Here is a 15,114-nt window from a genome sequence, read left to right on the forward strand (position 1 = left end):
TCGTCCCTCAGCGGCAATGGCCTCCTCGTCAGATCTGCGGTCGTCCGGCATGAGTGCGGCCGTCGACTGCACTAGACCCTATCGGGTCCAGCGTTGTTCGCGGACGGACTCAGATGCCGACCTTGATACGCGCGAAGCGCTTCAGGGTGACACCGGCCTCGTCCAGGACCTTCTGGACGGACTTCTTCTGGTCCAGCGCGTAGGGCTGGCCGAGGAGGGTGGCCTCCTTGAAGAAGCCGTTGACGCGACCCTCGACGATCTTCGGGAGCGCGGCCTCCGGCTTGCCCTCGGCGCGGGTGGTCTCCTCGGCGACGCGGCGCTCGGCCTCGACGACCTCGGCGGGGACGTCCTCGCGCGACAGGTACTTCGGGGCGAAGGCGGCGATGTGCTGCGCGAGGCCCTTGGCCAGGTCGGCGTCGGCCTTGTCCAGCTCGACCATGACACCGATCTGCGGCGGCAGGTCGGGCATCGTGCGGTGCATGTACACGGAGACGTACGCGCCGTCGAACTGCGCGAAGCGGTCCAGGACGATCTTCTCGCCGAGGTTGGCGTTGGCCTCGTCCACGAATGCCTGAACGGTCTTGCCGGGCTCGATCTCCGAGGCGAGGAGCGCCTCGATGTCGGCCGGAGAGGTCGCGGCGACGTGCGCGGCGAGCGTGTTGGCGACGGCCTGGAACTTGTCGCCCTTGGCGACGAAGTCCGTCTCGCACTTCAGCTCGACGAGGACGCCGGACGTCTTGTCCTCGGAGACGAGGGAGACGACGGCACCGTTCTCGGCGGAACGGCCCTCGCGCTTGGCGACGCCCTTCTGGCCCTTGATGCGGAGCGCCTCGACAGCGCCGTCGACGTTGCCGTCGGCCTCGTCGAGCGCCTTCTTGCAGTCCATCATGCCGGCGCCGGTGAGCTCGCGGAGCTTCTTGACGTCAGCGGCGGTGTAGTTCGCCATGAGTCTGTTTCTCTCTCGAAGTCTGAAAGATCTACGGGTGAACGGCGGGGGCGGTGCCAGTGCACCGGCCCCCGCCGTCATTCAGCCGTGACTGACGGGTGTCAGGCCTGCTCGGCGTCCGCGGCCGGAGCCTCGGCAGCGGCCTCGTCCTGCTCGGCAGCGGCGGCGGCCGGCTCGGCGTCGGCGGCCTTCTCGGTCTCGGCGGAGGACTGGACCTCGTCCGTGCCCTCGGCGTCGGCCTTCTTGTCGCCCGCGAGCAGGTCGCGCTCCCACTCGGCGAGGGGCTCGCCGGCGGCCTTCTCGCCCGGCTTCGAGTCACCGGTGGCGGCACCGGAACGGGCGATGAGGCCCTCGGCGACGGCGTCGGCGATCACGCGGGTGAGCAGGGTGACGGAGCGGATCGCGTCGTCGTTGCCCGGAATCTTGTAGTCGACCTCGTCGGGGTCGCAGTTGGTGTCGAGGATCGCGACGACCGGGATGTGGAGCTTGCGCGCCTCACCGACGGCGATGTGCTCCTTCTTGGTGTCGACGATCCAGACGGCGCTCGGCACCTTCTGCATCTCGCGGATACCACCGAGGGTCTTCTCCAGCTTGGCCTTCTCGCGGGAGAGGACCAGGAGCTCCTTCTTGGTGAGGCCGGAGGCGGCCACGTCCTCGAAGTCGATGAGCTCGAGCTCCTTCAGACGCTGAAGGCGCTTGTAGACGGTGGAGAAGTTGGTGAGCATGCCACCGAGCCAACGCTGGTTGACGTACGGCATGCCGACGCGCGTCGCCTGCTCGGCGATGGCCTCCTGGGCCTGCTTCTTCGTACCCACGAACATGATGGAGCCGCCGTGGGCGACGGTCTCCTTGACGAACTCGTAGGCGCGGTCGATGTACGACAGCGACTGGAGCAGGTCGATGATGTAGATGCCGTTGCGCTCGGTGAAGATGAAGCGCTTCATCTTCGGGTTCCAGCGACGGGTCTGGTGACCGAAGTGGACGCCGCTTTCCAGCAGCTCCCGCATCGTGACGACGGCCATGGCCGTACTCCTTGATTTTCTCGGTTGCCGCGACCGCAGGATTGCTGCCGCGCCTGACGCCCCTACGCGCCGTGCCACAAGGGACCGAGGAGCGCGGCCACCGTCCGCTGAGAGGGAGGTGGCGGGGCGTGCGAAGTCGACCCGGTGACCCGGATCGCCAGAAGAAGTGTACGGGACCCGCCGGGTGCCGGGTGACGGCGATGTCCACAACCGCGCGGTCGTCCACAGATCCGGGCCGCGACCCCCCGCGGAACCGCTTCCCGGGAGATCGTTCCCGTCATGTGCCGCTCACCTGGAAAGACCGCCGGCCCGCCCGCCGGCTCCCGCCCGGCCGCGCCTCCCGCGTCCGGGGGACGTGCCGCCCCGCGGGTGTCCCCCCTGGCGGCCGCACTGCCGGCCGGACCGCTGGCCGGGCTGCTGCCCGCCCTGCTGGCCGGACTGCTCGCGGTCCTGCCGTTACCGGCCTCTGCCGGGGCCGAGGCGCACGGGAGGGTGCCGGAGCGGCGGCAGGCTCCGGCACCTGCGTCCGTGTCCGGGCGGGTCCCGACGGCGGGTGACCGGGTCTGGCCGGTCGGGGGCCGGGGCAGACCCCTGGTCGTACGGGGCTGGGAGCCGCCGGCCGGCCCCTACGGGCCGGGCCACCGCGGAGTCGATCTCGCCGCACCACCGGACACCCCGGTGCTGGCGGCCGCCCCGGGCAGGGTCGCCTTCGCGGGGCCGGTGGCGGGGCGGGGAGTGGTCTCCGTCGAGGTGGCCGGGAGCGGGGAGCCGCCGCTCCGCTTCACCTACGAGCCGGTGCGGACGCTGGTCGCCGAGGGTGACCGGGTGGTCGCGGGGCAGGTGGTGGCAGTGGTCGGACCGGAACCTTCACACTGCTCCACGGGCTGCCTGCACTGGGGCCTGCGACGCGGGGAGGTCTACCTCGATCCGCTTTCGCTGCTGCCCCCGTCCATGCTGCGGCGGGGGCCCTCCCGGCTGCTTCCGGTCCTCGGCGTACCGCTGCCGGAGCAGGACCCCCCGGGACCCTCTCAGCCCCGTACGCCGCGCAGGACCATGGCCACGGCGGTGTCCGCGACGATCCCCGGCTCCTCCGCCGCGCCCAGCTCGATCCTGCGCACGGCCGCGTCCACGGAACCCTGCAACAGCATGGCCGCGAGCCTCGGCTCGGTATGGCCCAGGTCGGCGAGGGCCTCCACGATCATGGCGATCAGTCCGCCGTGCGCGGCGCGGATCTTCTCGCGCGCCCCCGCGTCCAGCTCGCTCGCGGAGATGGCCACGACCGCGCGGTGCCGACGGTCCCCGACCAGGTCGAGCTGCCGGCGCACATAGGCCTCGATCTTGTCCTCGGGCGTACCGGCCCGCTCCATGGCGTTCTCGACCTCTGCGGCCCACACGGGGAAGTCGACGGCGCAGAGCTCCTCGACCACGGCGGCGCGGGAGCGGAAGTACTCGTAGACGGAGGACCTGGCGAGGCCGGTGCGCTCGGCGAGGGCGGGGAAGGTCAGCGCTTCCGTACCGCCCTCGGACAGCAGGGAGCGCGCGGCGTCCAGGAGGGCGCCGCGCTGCATGGTCCGGTGCTCGGCCACGGAGGCCGCTCGAATCCTGGGCACCCGCCCACTCTACGGCGGCCTCGGTCCGAAAGGGGGTCCGCGTCCGCAGCCGGGTGGCCGAAGCCGGGCCGGCTCAGCGTCCCGCGTCGGCGAGTTTCGCGCGGAGCTGGAGCACCGACTTGGTGTGGATCTGGCTGACCCTGCTCTCGGTCACGCCGAGGACGTTGCCGATCTCCGCGAGGGTGAGGCCCTCGTAGTAGTAGAGCGTGACCACGGTCTTCTCCCGCTCGGGGAGCGTGTTGATGGCACGGGCGAGCAGACGTCTGAGCTCGCGGTCCTCGGCGACCTCGACCGGATCGTCGGCCGCGGTGTCCTCCAGGGTGTCCATCAGGCTCAGCCGGTCGCCGCCCTCACCGCCGACGTGCAGCAGCTCCTCCAGTGCCACCACGTTGGCCAGTGACAACTGGCTGAAAACGGCGTGGAGTTCCTCCAGCGCGACGCCCATCTCCGAGGCGACCTCGGCTTCCGAGGGTGTACGCCGGAGCTGCGCCTCGAGCGTGGCGTAGGCCCTCTCGACGTTGCGCGCCTTCTGCCGTACGGACCGGGGGATCCAGTCCAGCGCCCGGAGTTCGTCGATCATCGCGCCGCGGATCCTGGTGATCGCGTAGGTCTCGAACTTGATGGCCCGCTCGATGTCGAACTTCTCGATGGCGTCGATCAGCCCGAAGACGCCGGACGAGACGAAGTCCGCCTGTTCCACGTTGGACGGCAGCCCCACGCTGACCCGGCCGGCGGCGTACTTCACCAGGGGTGAGTAGTGCAGGATCAGCTGCTCCCGCAGCCGTCCGTCGCCGGTGGTCTTGTACGAACGCCACAACTCTTCGAGCGAGGAGGGGGCGGGAGGGCGCACAGTGCCACGCGCAGCCGGTGGTGCTGCCGCGCGGTCAGACCCGGAGGTGTGCTGGGGCATGTGATGCCTTGAGCCGTTCTGCTGTGGAGTGCTGGGACGTGTCTCTTGGGCGGATTCCTTGTGAGCGTAGCGTGACCGAGGTGTTGCGGTGCGCGCAGGACAGGGGGACCGTGCGGTGCGATTGCGGCACAAACCCACCGTCGTCCCCCTGCCTTCCTGGCAGGTCCGACGACGGGAATGGCCACTGCTCGCACCGTCCCCGAAGGCCTGACCGGGCACTGCCGAGGTCACCGGGATCACCTTTTCACCCGAATGCTCCGGGTCAAGTACCGCCTCGCCGCACGTCGCCGTCGCGTGTGCGTCCGGGCGTCAACCGCCAGCCGTCGCCCTCGCGTTCGACGAACCCCAGTGAGTGCAGTTCGTACAACCGCCCGAGGGCTTCGTCCGTCGACACGCCTGCGCTGCGGGCCACGTCACGGCTGCCCGTCGCACCGGCCCACGGGAGTGCGTCCAGTACCCGCGCGGAGTCGGCGTCGAGGACGTCCCTGGGCAGGACCCGGCCGCTCCTCGCAGGGGCGAGTTCACCGATCTCCCCGATGAGCTCGGCGATTTCGGCGGCGTCGGTGACCAGGACCCCCTCGCCGCGCAGGAGTTCATGGACCCCGGCCGACAGGCCGCTGGTGGCGGGGCCCGGGACCCCCATCGTGAACCGGCCCAGCCGCTGTGCGTTCCGCGCGGTGACCAGCGAGCCGCTGCGGTATTCGGCCTCCACGACCACGGTGCCCCGGGTCAGGGCCGCGATCACCCGGTTCCGCAGGATGAACCTGGTGCGTGTCGGATGGTCGGAGGGCGGCAGTTCGCCCATCACCACGCCCTGTTCGGCGATGCGTCCGATGAGCTCCGCGTGCCCCCGGGGGTAGGCCACGTCCACCCCGCAGGCCAGCACCGCCATGGTCGCACCGCCGGCGGCCAGCGCCCCCCGGTGGGCGGCGCCGTCCACCCCGAACGCCGCCCCGGAGACGACCACCCAGCCACGCTCGGCCAGCCCCGCGGCGAGGGTCCCCGCCATGTGCGCCCCGTAGGGGGTGCAGGCCCGCGCACCGACCAGGGCGACCGAACGCAGCGCCCAGAGACGCAGGTCGGACCGCCCTCGCACCCAGAGGCCGATGGGCCGCGCGTCGCCCAGGTCGTCGAGCTGGCTCGGCCACTCCCGGTCACCGGGGCAGACGAAGCGCCCGCCGACCGCGGCCACCGAGGCCAGATCCCTCCCGGGGTCGGCGCTCACCGCCCGGAGCCGGTATCCGGCGAGCCGGGTCGCCGTCATCCCCTCCAGGGCCCGCGCCGGTCCGTCCGGACCGGTGAGACGCCGTATCAGCTCGACCGGTCCGGCCTCACGGATCCAGCGGCCGCCCCGCTCGTCCCCCGGTTCGAACACGCGGGTCAGCGCGGCGCGCGCCAGCCGCTCCCTCTCTCCGTCGGGCTCTCCGTCGGGCAGCCGGGCGTTCACCGGGCACCGGCTCGCATCGGGACCCCTCGCTGGATGCCCGTACGCAGTTCGAGTGCGACCGCGACGTCCGTGGCGTCCGGGCGGTCGGCACCCCTCAGGTCCGCCACGGTCCACGCCACGCGCAGGACGCGGTCCAGGCCACGGGCCGTGAGCACACCCCGCTCCATGTCCCGCTCCGCCGCCATCAGGGCGCCGGGCGCCGCGACCAGCCGTGTACGCAGCTCGTGTCCGGGCACTTCGCTGTTGGTGGTCCAGGGCGTGCCGGTGAGCCTCTCCGCGGCCCGCTCCCTGGCTTCCCGTACCCTCGCGGCCACGTCGGCCGAGGACTCCCCGCGCCCGCCGCTCCCCATGAGGTCCGCCCTGCCGACGGGCTCGACCTCTACCCGCAGGTCCACCCGGTCGAGCAGGGGGCCCGACAGCCGCGCCTGGTAGCGGCGGACCGCCGACGGCGGGCACTCGCAGCCCGCACCGGCCAGCGTGTGCCTGCCGCAGGGACAGGGATTCGCGGCCAGGACCATCAGGAAGCGCGCCGGCAGCCGGACGACCCCGGCCGCCCTCGCGACCACCACGTGCCCGGACTCCAGCGGCTGGCGCAACGCGTCCAGTGCCCGTACGGAGAACTCGGGCGCCTCGTCCAGGAAGAGCACGCCCCGGTGCGCCAGGGACACCGCTCCCGGTCTCGGCAGACCGTTCCCCCCGCCGACGAGCGACTGCATCGTCGCCGAGTGGTGCGGCGCGCAGTACGGTGCCGCGCCGATCAGGGGTTCACCCGGCGGGAGGATGCCCGCCACGGAGTGCACTGCGGTCACTTCGAGGGACTCCTGCCGGGACAGCGGCGGCAGGATCGCCGTGAGCCGCTCGGCGAGCATGGTCTTACCCGCCCCCGGCGGCCCGGACAGCAGCAGGTGGTGTCCGCCCGCCGCCGCCACCTCCAGGGCCTTGCGGGCCCGGCCCTGGCCCGCGACGTCGGCCAGGTCGGGCCGGTGCGCCGTGCCGTCCGCCAGGGGGGCCAGTCCTGTGCCGAGCCCCGCGCCCGGCACCATGAGTCCGGCGAGCATCGTGTCGGGACGTCCGCGGTCGGGGTCCGGCTCCTCGGGGACGGGTTCGTCGCCGAGGACGGCGATCAGCTGGCGCAGGCTCCGCACGCCGAGCACGGAGATGCCCGGGACCAGCGCGGCCTCCCCCGCGGTCTGCTCCGGGACGACGACGTGCCGGTACCCGGCTTCCGCCGCCGCGAGTACGGCGGGCAGCACCCCGCGCACCGGGCGCACCCGGCCGTCCAGGCCCAGCTCCCCGATCATCACCACATCGGCGACGGCGGCGGGGTCGATCCTCTCGGCCGCTCCGAGGACCGCGCACGCCACGGCCAGATCGAAACCCGAGCCGGACTTCGGCACAGAGGCGGGCGACAACCCCACCGTGAGCTTCTTCTGCGGCCACTCGGCCCCGGAATTGACGACCGCGGCCCTGACCCGGTCCCGGCTCTCCACCAGGCTCTTGTCCGGGAGGCCGACGAGCGTGAACGCCGCCACGCCCGGCTCCAGATCGGCCTGGACCTCCACCACCACGCCCTCGACGCCCACCAGGGCCACCGAGCACGCCCGCGCGAACCCCATCAGGCCACACCCCGCACGTGCTCCACGACCGGAGCGCCCCGCCGGGGCACCAGGACCCCGACCAGATCGATCCGGGCGCCGCCCGGCGGCGGCCCGCCGTGACGGTCGAGCCAGATGTCGGCCAGTCTGCGCAGCCGGTCGGCCTTGGCAGGTGTGACGGCCTCCATCGGGTGTTCGAAGGAGCCCTCCCTGCGCGCCTTCACCTCACAGACGACCACCGCGTCGCCGTCCCTGGCGACGATGTCGATCTCTCCCGCGCGACAGCGCCAGTTGCGCTCCAGCACGGTCATACCGGCTTCCGCCAGCAGTCGTGCGGCCAGATCTTCGCCGTACCGCCCGAGTGCCCCCCGTGCGTTCATGTCGGCACCACCTCCGGCACCGACTCTGCCGCGGCCCGGCCGAACTATTGGATCTTGGTGGAAAACCGGTGGAATGTGGAAATCCCGGCCACTCGGACGAGTGAACCGGGACGCCGGGAGGCCCTGCCGGGATCAGCCGCCCGGGAGCTCGAGGTCACTCTTGTTGAGCTCCTCGATATTCACGTCCTTGAACGTCAATACCCTCACCTGCTTGACGAACCGGGCGGGCCTGTACATGTCCCAGACCCACGCGTCCGCCATGGAAACCTCGAAAAACACCTCGCCCTGGACCGAGTGCACCTGCATCTCGTAGTCATTGGTGAGGTAGAAGCGCCGCTCGGTCTCGATCACATATTTGAACAGACCGACGACGTCGCGGTACTCCCGGTAGAGCTTCAGCTCCATCTCGGTCTCGTACTTCTCGAGGTCCTCGGCACTCATGGCATGTTCCCCTTCAGCCGTGCGTCCCCCTATTGTGCGTCAGCCCTCCGCACCCCTGGCCGATTAGACGATTTCGGGGGCGAGAACCAGCGGCGCACTCGGAGGACCCTCGTCGAGCAGCGTGCGCAGCAGCCCGGCGAGCCTGGTCGGGTACACCGTCTCACGCGTGGCCAGAAGTTCGGCGGAAGTCCACCACCTCAGACCCGCGACACTGCGCAGCTCCAGCTCGGTGAGGCCTTTCGGGTCGGTGGCCGTCTGCACGGTCCGGGCCAGGAAGTACCACTCGTCCTGGTCCCAGCGCCGACCGTCGAACGGGAAGGAGCAGATCCTCGTCCACAGCAGCGGACCGAGGGAGACGTCCGTGATCCCCGTTTCCTCGGCCAGTTCCCGCAGAGCGGCCTCTTCCCGGGTCTCGTCGCCCTCCAGGCCACCGCCCGGCGTGAACCACCAGCTCCTGGCCGGCTCCTCGGGTTCGAAGCCGTGCAGGAGCAGGATCCGGTCGTCCGGGTCCAGCAGCACCACACGGGCGACCCTGCGTGTCTCAGCGGGCACCGGAGGACGCCTTCGGCCGCTCGGCCTTCCGTGCGGACCGGGCCGAGAGGGGTCCGTAGGCCGCGCCGCCCAGGATGAGCACCACACCGACCAGGAGGGCACCGGCCTGCAGCGGCAGCGGTCCCTCGGACGACACACCCCCGGGCAGAGCCGCGAAGGCCTCGGGGCGGCCGATCATGCCGTTCAGGGGCCAGGCCACGGCATCGACGCGCGCCTCGACGGCGCTGCGCGGCACCGAGCCCTGCCCCGGGTCCTGAAGGTGGACGCGGGAGTCCATGGAGGTGCTGCGCTCGTCACCGAGGACGAAGAGCTGGCCTGCGGGGACCTCGGCCGTGAAGTCCTGCGGGGAGGCGGCGCCCTTGCCGTCCGCCCCGATGAGCGACGAGGCGCCGTCCGCACGCAGATACGGTTCTTCGACGGGCTTGCCGTTCACCGTGAGCCGGCCGTCCTTGTCGCAGCAGGCGACCTTGTCGCCGCCCACACCGACGACCCTCTTCACCATGGGCACGTCGCCCCATGCCGAGTCGGTGAAGACGACCACGTCCCCGCGCCGTACGTCGCTGCCGTCGACCCGCTCCGCGAGGACCCGGTCGCCGGCGTTCACCGTGGGCGTCATCGAGTCGGTCGGCACGGTGTACGGCTTGTACACCACCGCCCCCCAGGCGAAACCGCCGAGGAAGAGCACACAGCCGACGGCCACGGCCAGGTTCGACAACGTGTTGCCGAGCCGGCCGCGGCCGTCATGACGTCCTGATCCACTCATCCCAGCGCTCCCCATCGGAGATCGACAATCGCTGATCCGAGTCGGCACCCTACCCGGCGGTATGCCCGCGGGTCAGCCTGCGGCGACGCCAGAACACGAGGGGCAGCGCTCCGGCTACTCCCAGTGCCCCGGGCACCGCGGCAGCGGCGGCCGCGTCGAGCCCAGGCTGGTCGAAGGTCTTCGGGACCGGCAGGGTCGCCCAGCGGTTGACGGGCCACGCCACGACGACGGCACGCCCGACGACCTCGTCGGTGGACACCGTGCCCTGGCCGGGAAGCTCCTGGTGGTAGCGGGAGTCCAGCGAGTTCTGCCGGTGGTCGCCCATCACCCAGATCCGGCCCTCGGGCACATGGATCGGCCCGAACGGCTCGTCGTCGCAGGCGCTGTTGCCGGCGAAGATGAACGACTTGTCGTCCAGCGCCTTGCCGTTGACCGTGACCGGTCCGTTCTTCTTGCACTCGACGGTGTCCCCGCCGACCGCGATGACTCGCTTGATCAGGTCCTTCTCCTCCGCGGACGGCATCAGCCCGATGAAGCTCAGGAACTTCTGCACCGCGTTGGGCTCGGGGGTCGCCGTGTCCTCCAGCCAGCCGCCCGGGTCGTGGAAGACCACGACCTCGCCACGCTCCGGCTCGGAGCCGAACCATGGCGTCAGCTTGTCGACCAGCACCCGGTCACCCCGCTGCAGGGTGTTCTGCATGGAGTCGGAGGGGATCGAGAACGCCTGCACCAGGAACGTCTTGATCAGCAGCGCGAGGATGAGCGCGATCCCGATGAGGAGCGGCAGTTCCTTCCAGAACGAGCGTGGCTTCTTCACCGCCGTACTGCCACCGTCCGGGGACTCGCCGTCACTCTCCGCCTCCGCCGGGACCCCGTTTCCCGAAGGACGGTCCTCGGGTTCGTCGTGTCCGGATCGTGCGCCGACCGCCAAATCCCCCACATCCACTCCTCACTCCGTGCCAACGCCCGCGCCCGATCCGGCGCAGGCCCACCACTCCCATAACGAGCGGGAGTTCCGCAGGGGTCGGGAGCAGGACCATTCCGTTGCGATCCTGGGAGGACACACTATTCGACGGGGCTGTCGCGGCCGTCGCTCCGGCGCTCCCGTCAGGGACGGAAGCGTAGGTTCCGGGCTCCTCCAGCCTGCGCCAGTGCCCGAACGGCCACGCGATCACCACGGCGCGTCCGACGACCTCGTCCTCCGACACCGTGCCCTTTCCCGGCTTGTCGAGGTGGAAGCGGGAGTCGGCGGAATTCGACCGGTGGTCCCCCATCACGAAGATCCGGCCCTGGGGAACCTTTACCTCGAATTTGAGCGTGGACGGCACGTCGCCGGGGTTCAGGTACGGCTCGTCGAGCGCCACGCCGTTGACCGTGAGCCTGCCGTCGGCGCCGCAGCACTTGACGGTGTCGCCCCCGACGGCCACCACACGCTTGATCAGGTCCTGCTCGTCCTCGGAGGGCAGCAGCCCGATGAAGGTCAGCAGCTCCTTGACCTGTTTGATCCCGGCGGGCGGATCCTCGGTGGGGGTGTGCTCCTGCTGGAGCCAGCCGCCCGGGTCCTTGAACACCACCACGTCGCCGCGCCGGGGTTCGGAGCCGAACCAGGGGGTGAGCTTGTCCACCAGCACCCGGTCGCCGATCCGGATGGTCTGCTCCATCGACCCGGACGGGATCACGAAGGCCTGGACGAGAAAGGTCTTGAGGAAGAGCGCGATCAGGAGCGCCACCAGGACGAGGAGAGGTATCTCCTTGATCGCGGACCGGCGCCTGCGGCGTTTCACCTTGCGGGCCAGCTTGCGGCGCTCCGCCCTGGTGGGCAGCGAGCGGGCGGTGGTCGGCCTCGACCCGGTGGGCAGCGGCGGGCCCGTGTCCGGTGCCCCCCGCGCGCGGCCCCGGTTACCCATGGTCCGCGCCCGACGGCCGTATCCCGGTGAAGGCGTCGGTGCCCTCCAGGGAACCCAGCCTGCCGAGCGGCCAGCCGAGCCAGTCGACCCGTCCGATCACGCGCTCGACGGGCACCATGCCGCCCCCGGGCTGCCCCAGGTGGTCACGGGAGTCCCGTGAGTTGCTGCGGTGGTCACCCATCACCCAGAGCGTGCCGTCGGGGACCACGATGTCGAAGGCGACGTCGGAGGGCCGGTCGCCGGGGTGCAGATAGGGCTCGTCCACGGGGGTGCCGTTCACCTCGAGCCTCCCCCGCTTGTCGCAGCAGACCACACGGTCGCCCCCCACGCCCACCACCCGCTTCACGAAGTCGGACCCGGCGGGCTCGGCCAGCCCGAGGGACGCGGCAGCCCCGCGCAGCAGCGCGCCGATGGCGTCCTCGTCCGACTCCGTCTCCTGGATGAAGGATCCGGTGCCGTCGAAGACCACCACGTCACCGCGTCCGGGCTCCGAGCCGAAACGGTACGCCAGTTTGTTCACGAGGACCCGGTCCCCGACCCTCAGCGTGGGCTGCATCGAGCCACTGGGAATCAGGAAGGGCTGCAGCACGAAGGTGCTGAAGAGCAGCAGGGCGACCGTGCAGAGCATGCCCCAGAAGACGGTCCGGCCCCATGACATCGGTGCGGCCGGCCGGTCCGGGACATGCGTGGAGCGCGACCCTTCCTCCGCCCCGTCCGGGGGGCAGGAGGAACGATCGCGCTCCATGTGCTGTGCTTCCGTGTCCATCGGGGCCGAATCCTATCGGGCCACGCTGTGGACGCCGGAGGTGAATCAGCGGTCGCGCTTCTCCTTGATCTTCGCGGCCTTGCCGCGGAGCTCACGGAGGAAGTACAGCTTGGCGCGACGGACGTCACCGCGGGTGACGAGCTCGATCTTCTCGAAGATCGGGCTGTGCACCGGGAAGGTGCGCTCGACACCGACGCTGAAGGAGACCTTGCGGACCGTGAAGGTCTCGCTGACGCCCGAGCCCTGGCGGCGGATGACGACGCCCTTGAACTGCTGGATACGGGAGCGGCTGCCCTCGATCACGCGCACGTGGACGTTGACGGTGTCACCGGGGCGGAAGGCCGGGAGGTCGGTACGGAGCGAGGCGGCGTTGACGCCATCGAGCAGGGAAGTCATGTTGTCTGCTTTCTTCGCCGATGCCACAGGTCATCGACGGGAGAGAGTGAGGTTCGGATGCCGTTCACATCGGGCGGGCGTCTGTCCCCCTGTGGCAGGGGCGCACACCGGACGTACGGCGGAGCTATTCTTCCACGGCCTCGGGCCTGCGCCAAAATCGCCCGTCGGGCGAGGGGGACCAGCCGAGGACGGAGAGCATCTCGCGGTCCTTCTTGTCGAAGCCGGAGGCCTCGCAGCGCTCGATGAGATCGGGCCGGTGCAGGGCGGTACGGCGGAACGCCTCGTCCCGTCGCCAGCGTGCGATCCGGCCGTGATGGCCGCTGAGCAGCACCTCGGGGATGCCGCGGCCACGCCACCGGGGCGGCTTCGTGTAGACCGGGCCCTCGAGCAGGTCGGCCATGGCCCCGGGCGCGAAGGAGTCGTCACGGTGCGACTCGGCGTTGCCGAGCACCCCGGGCAGCAGCCGGGCGACCGCCTCGGTGATCACCAGGACGGCCGCTTCCCCGCCCGCCAGGACGTAGTCGCCGATGGACACCTCGACGACCGGCATCCGGGTGGCGTACTCGTCCGTCACGCGGCGGTCGATGCCCTCGTATCGGGCGGGGGTGAAGATCAGCCACGGCCGTTCGGAGAGCTCGACGGCCAGCTCCTGCGTGAAGGGCCTGCCGCTGGGGGTCGGGACCACGAGCACCGGGGAGTGCGCCCCGGCCTCGTACCCGCCGGCCAGCGCGTCGTCCAGCGCCTCGCCCCAGGGTTCGGTCTTCATGACCATGCCGGGGCCCCCGCCGTACGGGGTGTCGTCCACGGTGTTGTGCCGGTCGTGGGTCCAGTCCCGGAGGTCGTGGACGTGTACGTCGAGGCTGCCGCGGGCCCGCGCCTTGCCCACGAGCGAGACGTTCAGCGGTTCCAGGTACTCGGGGAAGATCGTGACGACGTCGAGCCGCATCACGCGTCACCCTTCTTCACGTGGTCCGACGCGTCCTTCCGTGCGCCGTCCTCGCCCGTCCCGGCGGGGTCCGCGTCCTCCTCGGCCCCTTCCGCGTCCCGTGCGGACGCGACCTCGGCCTCGCTCTCGTCGATCAGGCCCGGCGGCGGCGCGATGACGATGCGCTGCTCCTCCAGGTCGATCTCGGTGACGATCTCCTCGACGAACGGGATCATCACCTCGCTGCCGTCCGGCCGTTCCACGATGAACAGGTCCTGGGACGGCAGGTGCGAGATCTCGGTGATCCGGCCGATCTCCGTGCCGTCACCGAGGACGACGTCGAGGTCCATCAGCTGGTGGTCGTAGAACTCCTCGGGGTCGTCGGGGAGTTCCGCCGGGTCCACCTCGGCGATCAGCAGGGTGTTGCGCAACGCCTCGGCGGCGCTGCGGTCACGCACGCCCTCGAACCGCAGCAGCAGCCTGCCGCTGTGCACCCGGCCGGTCTCGATCGTCAGCGGCCCGGTCCCGGCGGGCTCCGTGGCCAGTACGGCCCCGGGTCCGAGCCGCAGCTCGGGCTCGTCGGTGCGCACCTCGACGGTGACCTCGCCCTTGATGCCGTGGGCGCGACCGATCCGCGCAACTACCAACTGCACGCTACTTCTCCCGATGATCTTCTGCTGAGGAGGCGGTCATGTACGGACGACAAAGGCCGGGGACGGCTCGAAAGCCCTCCCCGGCCCCGGCCGGTGTTCAACTCTTTCAGCGAACCTGGTCCACATCGACGAGGTCGACACGGATTCCACGTCCGCCGATGGCACCCACGACGGTACGCAGGGCGCGCGCGGTGCGGCCGTTGCGGCCGATCACCTTGCCGAGGTCGTCGGGGTGAACCCGGACCTCGAGCACGCGTCCACGGCGCAGGTCACGCGAGGCGACCTGCACATCGTCGGGGTTGTCGACGATGCCCTTCACGAGGTGCTCAAGAGCCTCCTCGAGCACGCTCAGGCCTCGGTCGACTCGGTGGACGCAGCAGCGTCAGCCGCCTCGTCCGCCTTCTTGTCCGACTTCTTGGCCTTCTGGGTGATGGCCTCACCCTTGGCCTCGTCACCGTCCGTGGACAGGGCCTCGAACAGGGCGCGCTTGTCAGCCTTGGGCTCCGGCTGCAGCAGCGGCGCGGGGGCCGGGAGGCCCTTGTGGGCCTGCCAGTCACCGGTGAGCTTCAGGATCGCGAGAACCGGCTCGGTCGGCTGGGCGCCGACGGAGAGCCAGTACTGCGCGCGCTCTGCGTTGACCTCGATGCGCGAGGGGTTCTGCACCGGGTGGTACAGGCCGATCTCCTCGATGGCCCGGCCGTCACGGCGGGTACGGGAGTCGGCGACGACGATGCGGTAGTGAGGCGAACGGATCTTGCCCAGACGCTTCAGCTTGATCTTGACTGCCACGGAAGTGGTGTC

General features: G+C 70.9%; 18 protein-coding genes and 1 pseudogene. 1 reads left to right on the forward strand and 18 read right to left on the reverse strand.

What is annotated here, in order from left to right:
• Positions 1-109: 109 nt before the first annotated feature.
• Together tsf and rpsB are read right to left on the reverse strand one after the other, a co-directional pair.
• The gene (gene tsf, locus IA22_RS0127515) at positions 110-946 is read right to left on the reverse strand and encodes a translation elongation factor Ts (protein ID WP_014153796.1); all 837 of its coding nucleotides are present in this window, start codon (positions 944-946) and stop codon (positions 110-112) included.
• Between the two features lie 101 nt (positions 947-1,047).
• Positions 1,048-1,968 (reverse strand): 30S ribosomal protein S2, encoded by a 921-nt coding sequence (gene rpsB, locus IA22_RS0127520; RefSeq protein WP_014153797.1) that lies wholly within the window; start codon positions 1,966-1,968, stop codon positions 1,048-1,050.
• A gap of 279 nt (positions 1,969-2,247) precedes the next feature.
• Here rpsB and IA22_RS35440 point away from each other — a divergent pair.
• Positions 2,248-2,838, forward strand: a pseudogene (locus IA22_RS35440) (peptidoglycan DD-metalloendopeptidase family protein); the annotation flags it as partial.
• 158 nt (positions 2,839-2,996) lie between these two features.
• Here IA22_RS35440 and IA22_RS0127525 read toward each other — a convergent pair.
• The 16 genes from IA22_RS0127525 to rpsP all read right to left on the reverse strand — a co-directional run bounded on the left by IA22_RS0127525 (position 2,997) and on the right by rpsP (position 15,102).
• Positions 2,997-3,554 (reverse strand): TetR/AcrR family transcriptional regulator, encoded by a 558-nt coding sequence (locus tag IA22_RS0127525; RefSeq protein WP_015578923.1) that lies wholly within the window; start codon positions 3,552-3,554, stop codon positions 2,997-2,999.
• 97 nt (positions 3,555-3,651) lie between these two features.
• Positions 3,652-4,488, reverse strand: a complete 837-nt coding sequence (gene whiG, locus IA22_RS0127530) for an RNA polymerase sigma factor WhiG (RefSeq protein WP_051694850.1) — start codon at positions 4,486-4,488, stop codon at positions 3,652-3,654.
• A 262-nt stretch (positions 4,489-4,750) separates the two neighbouring features.
• On the reverse strand, positions 4,751-5,935 hold the full coding sequence (gene dprA / locus IA22_RS0127535) for a DNA-processing protein DprA (RefSeq protein ID WP_051694851.1): 1,185 nt from the start codon (positions 5,933-5,935) through the stop codon (positions 4,751-4,753).
• Positions 5,932-7,551, reverse strand: coding sequence for a YifB family Mg chelatase-like AAA ATPase (locus IA22_RS0127540; RefSeq protein WP_014153801.1), 1,620 nt, complete (start codon positions 7,549-7,551; stop codon positions 5,932-5,934). Before IA22_RS0127540 ends, dprA begins: the two co-directional genes overlap by 4 nt.
• Positions 7,551-7,910 carry a YraN family protein gene (locus IA22_RS0127545; protein ID WP_015578919.1) on the reverse strand — a complete coding sequence of 120 codons (360 nt, stop codon included), beginning with the start codon at positions 7,908-7,910 and terminating at the stop codon, positions 7,551-7,553. Before IA22_RS0127545 ends, IA22_RS0127540 begins: the two co-directional genes overlap by 1 nt.
• Before the next feature lie 132 nt (positions 7,911-8,042).
• Positions 8,043-8,351, reverse strand: coding sequence for a DUF2469 domain-containing protein (locus IA22_RS0127550; RefSeq protein WP_003965949.1), 309 nt, complete (start codon positions 8,349-8,351; stop codon positions 8,043-8,045).
• A gap of 63 nt (positions 8,352-8,414) precedes the next feature.
• A complete protein-coding gene (locus tag IA22_RS0127555; protein ID WP_030125168.1) occupies positions 8,415-8,903 on the reverse strand; it encodes an NUDIX hydrolase in 489 nt (162 codons plus the stop codon).
• Positions 8,893-9,666, reverse strand: coding sequence for a signal peptidase I (gene lepB, locus IA22_RS0127560; protein WP_014153804.1), 774 nt, complete (start codon positions 9,664-9,666; stop codon positions 8,893-8,895). The genes IA22_RS0127555 and lepB (IA22_RS0127560) overlap by 11 nt, the downstream gene beginning before the upstream one ends.
• A 49-nt stretch (positions 9,667-9,715) precedes the next feature.
• Positions 9,716-10,597: a signal peptidase I gene (gene lepB / locus IA22_RS0127565; protein WP_030125169.1), complete on the reverse strand. Its 882-nt coding sequence runs from the start codon at positions 10,595-10,597 to the stop codon at positions 9,716-9,718.
• Positions 10,515-11,573, reverse strand: a complete 1,059-nt coding sequence (gene lepB, locus IA22_RS0127570) for a signal peptidase I (RefSeq protein WP_014153806.1) — start codon at positions 11,571-11,573, stop codon at positions 10,515-10,517. Before lepB (IA22_RS0127570) ends, lepB (IA22_RS0127565) begins: the two co-directional genes overlap by 83 nt.
• On the reverse strand, positions 11,566-12,339 hold the full coding sequence (lepB, locus tag IA22_RS0127575) for a signal peptidase I (RefSeq protein WP_030125170.1): 774 nt from the start codon (positions 12,337-12,339) through the stop codon (positions 11,566-11,568). Before lepB (IA22_RS0127575) ends, lepB (IA22_RS0127570) begins: the two co-directional genes overlap by 8 nt.
• A gap of 45 nt (positions 12,340-12,384) precedes the next feature.
• Positions 12,385-12,735 (reverse strand): 50S ribosomal protein L19, encoded by a 351-nt coding sequence (gene rplS, locus IA22_RS0127580; RefSeq protein ID WP_014153808.1) that lies wholly within the window; start codon positions 12,733-12,735, stop codon positions 12,385-12,387.
• 124 nt (positions 12,736-12,859) lie between these two features.
• The gene (trmD, locus tag IA22_RS0127585) at positions 12,860-13,681 is read right to left on the reverse strand and encodes a tRNA (guanosine(37)-N1)-methyltransferase TrmD (RefSeq protein WP_030125171.1); all 822 of its coding nucleotides are present in this window, start codon (positions 13,679-13,681) and stop codon (positions 12,860-12,862) included.
• Complete coding sequence (rimM, locus tag IA22_RS0127590) at positions 13,681-14,313, reverse strand: ribosome maturation factor RimM (RefSeq protein ID WP_015578913.1); 633 nt, start codon at positions 14,311-14,313, stop codon at positions 13,681-13,683. Before rimM ends, trmD begins: the two co-directional genes overlap by 1 nt.
• A gap of 106 nt (positions 14,314-14,419) precedes the next feature.
• Positions 14,420-14,659 (reverse strand): RNA-binding protein, encoded by a 240-nt coding sequence (locus IA22_RS0127595; RefSeq protein ID WP_014153811.1) that lies wholly within the window; start codon positions 14,657-14,659, stop codon positions 14,420-14,422.
• A gap of 2 nt (positions 14,660-14,661) precedes the next feature.
• Entirely contained in the window at positions 14,662-15,102 is a 441-nt protein-coding gene (rpsP, locus tag IA22_RS0127600; protein WP_014153812.1) for a 30S ribosomal protein S16, read from the reverse strand.
• Positions 15,103-15,114: the final 12 nt, after the last annotated feature.

The sequence above is a fragment of the Kitasatospora papulosa genome, from assembly GCF_000717245.1.
Taxonomy (GTDB): domain Bacteria; phylum Actinomycetota; class Actinomycetes; order Streptomycetales; family Streptomycetaceae; genus Streptomyces; species Streptomyces papulosus.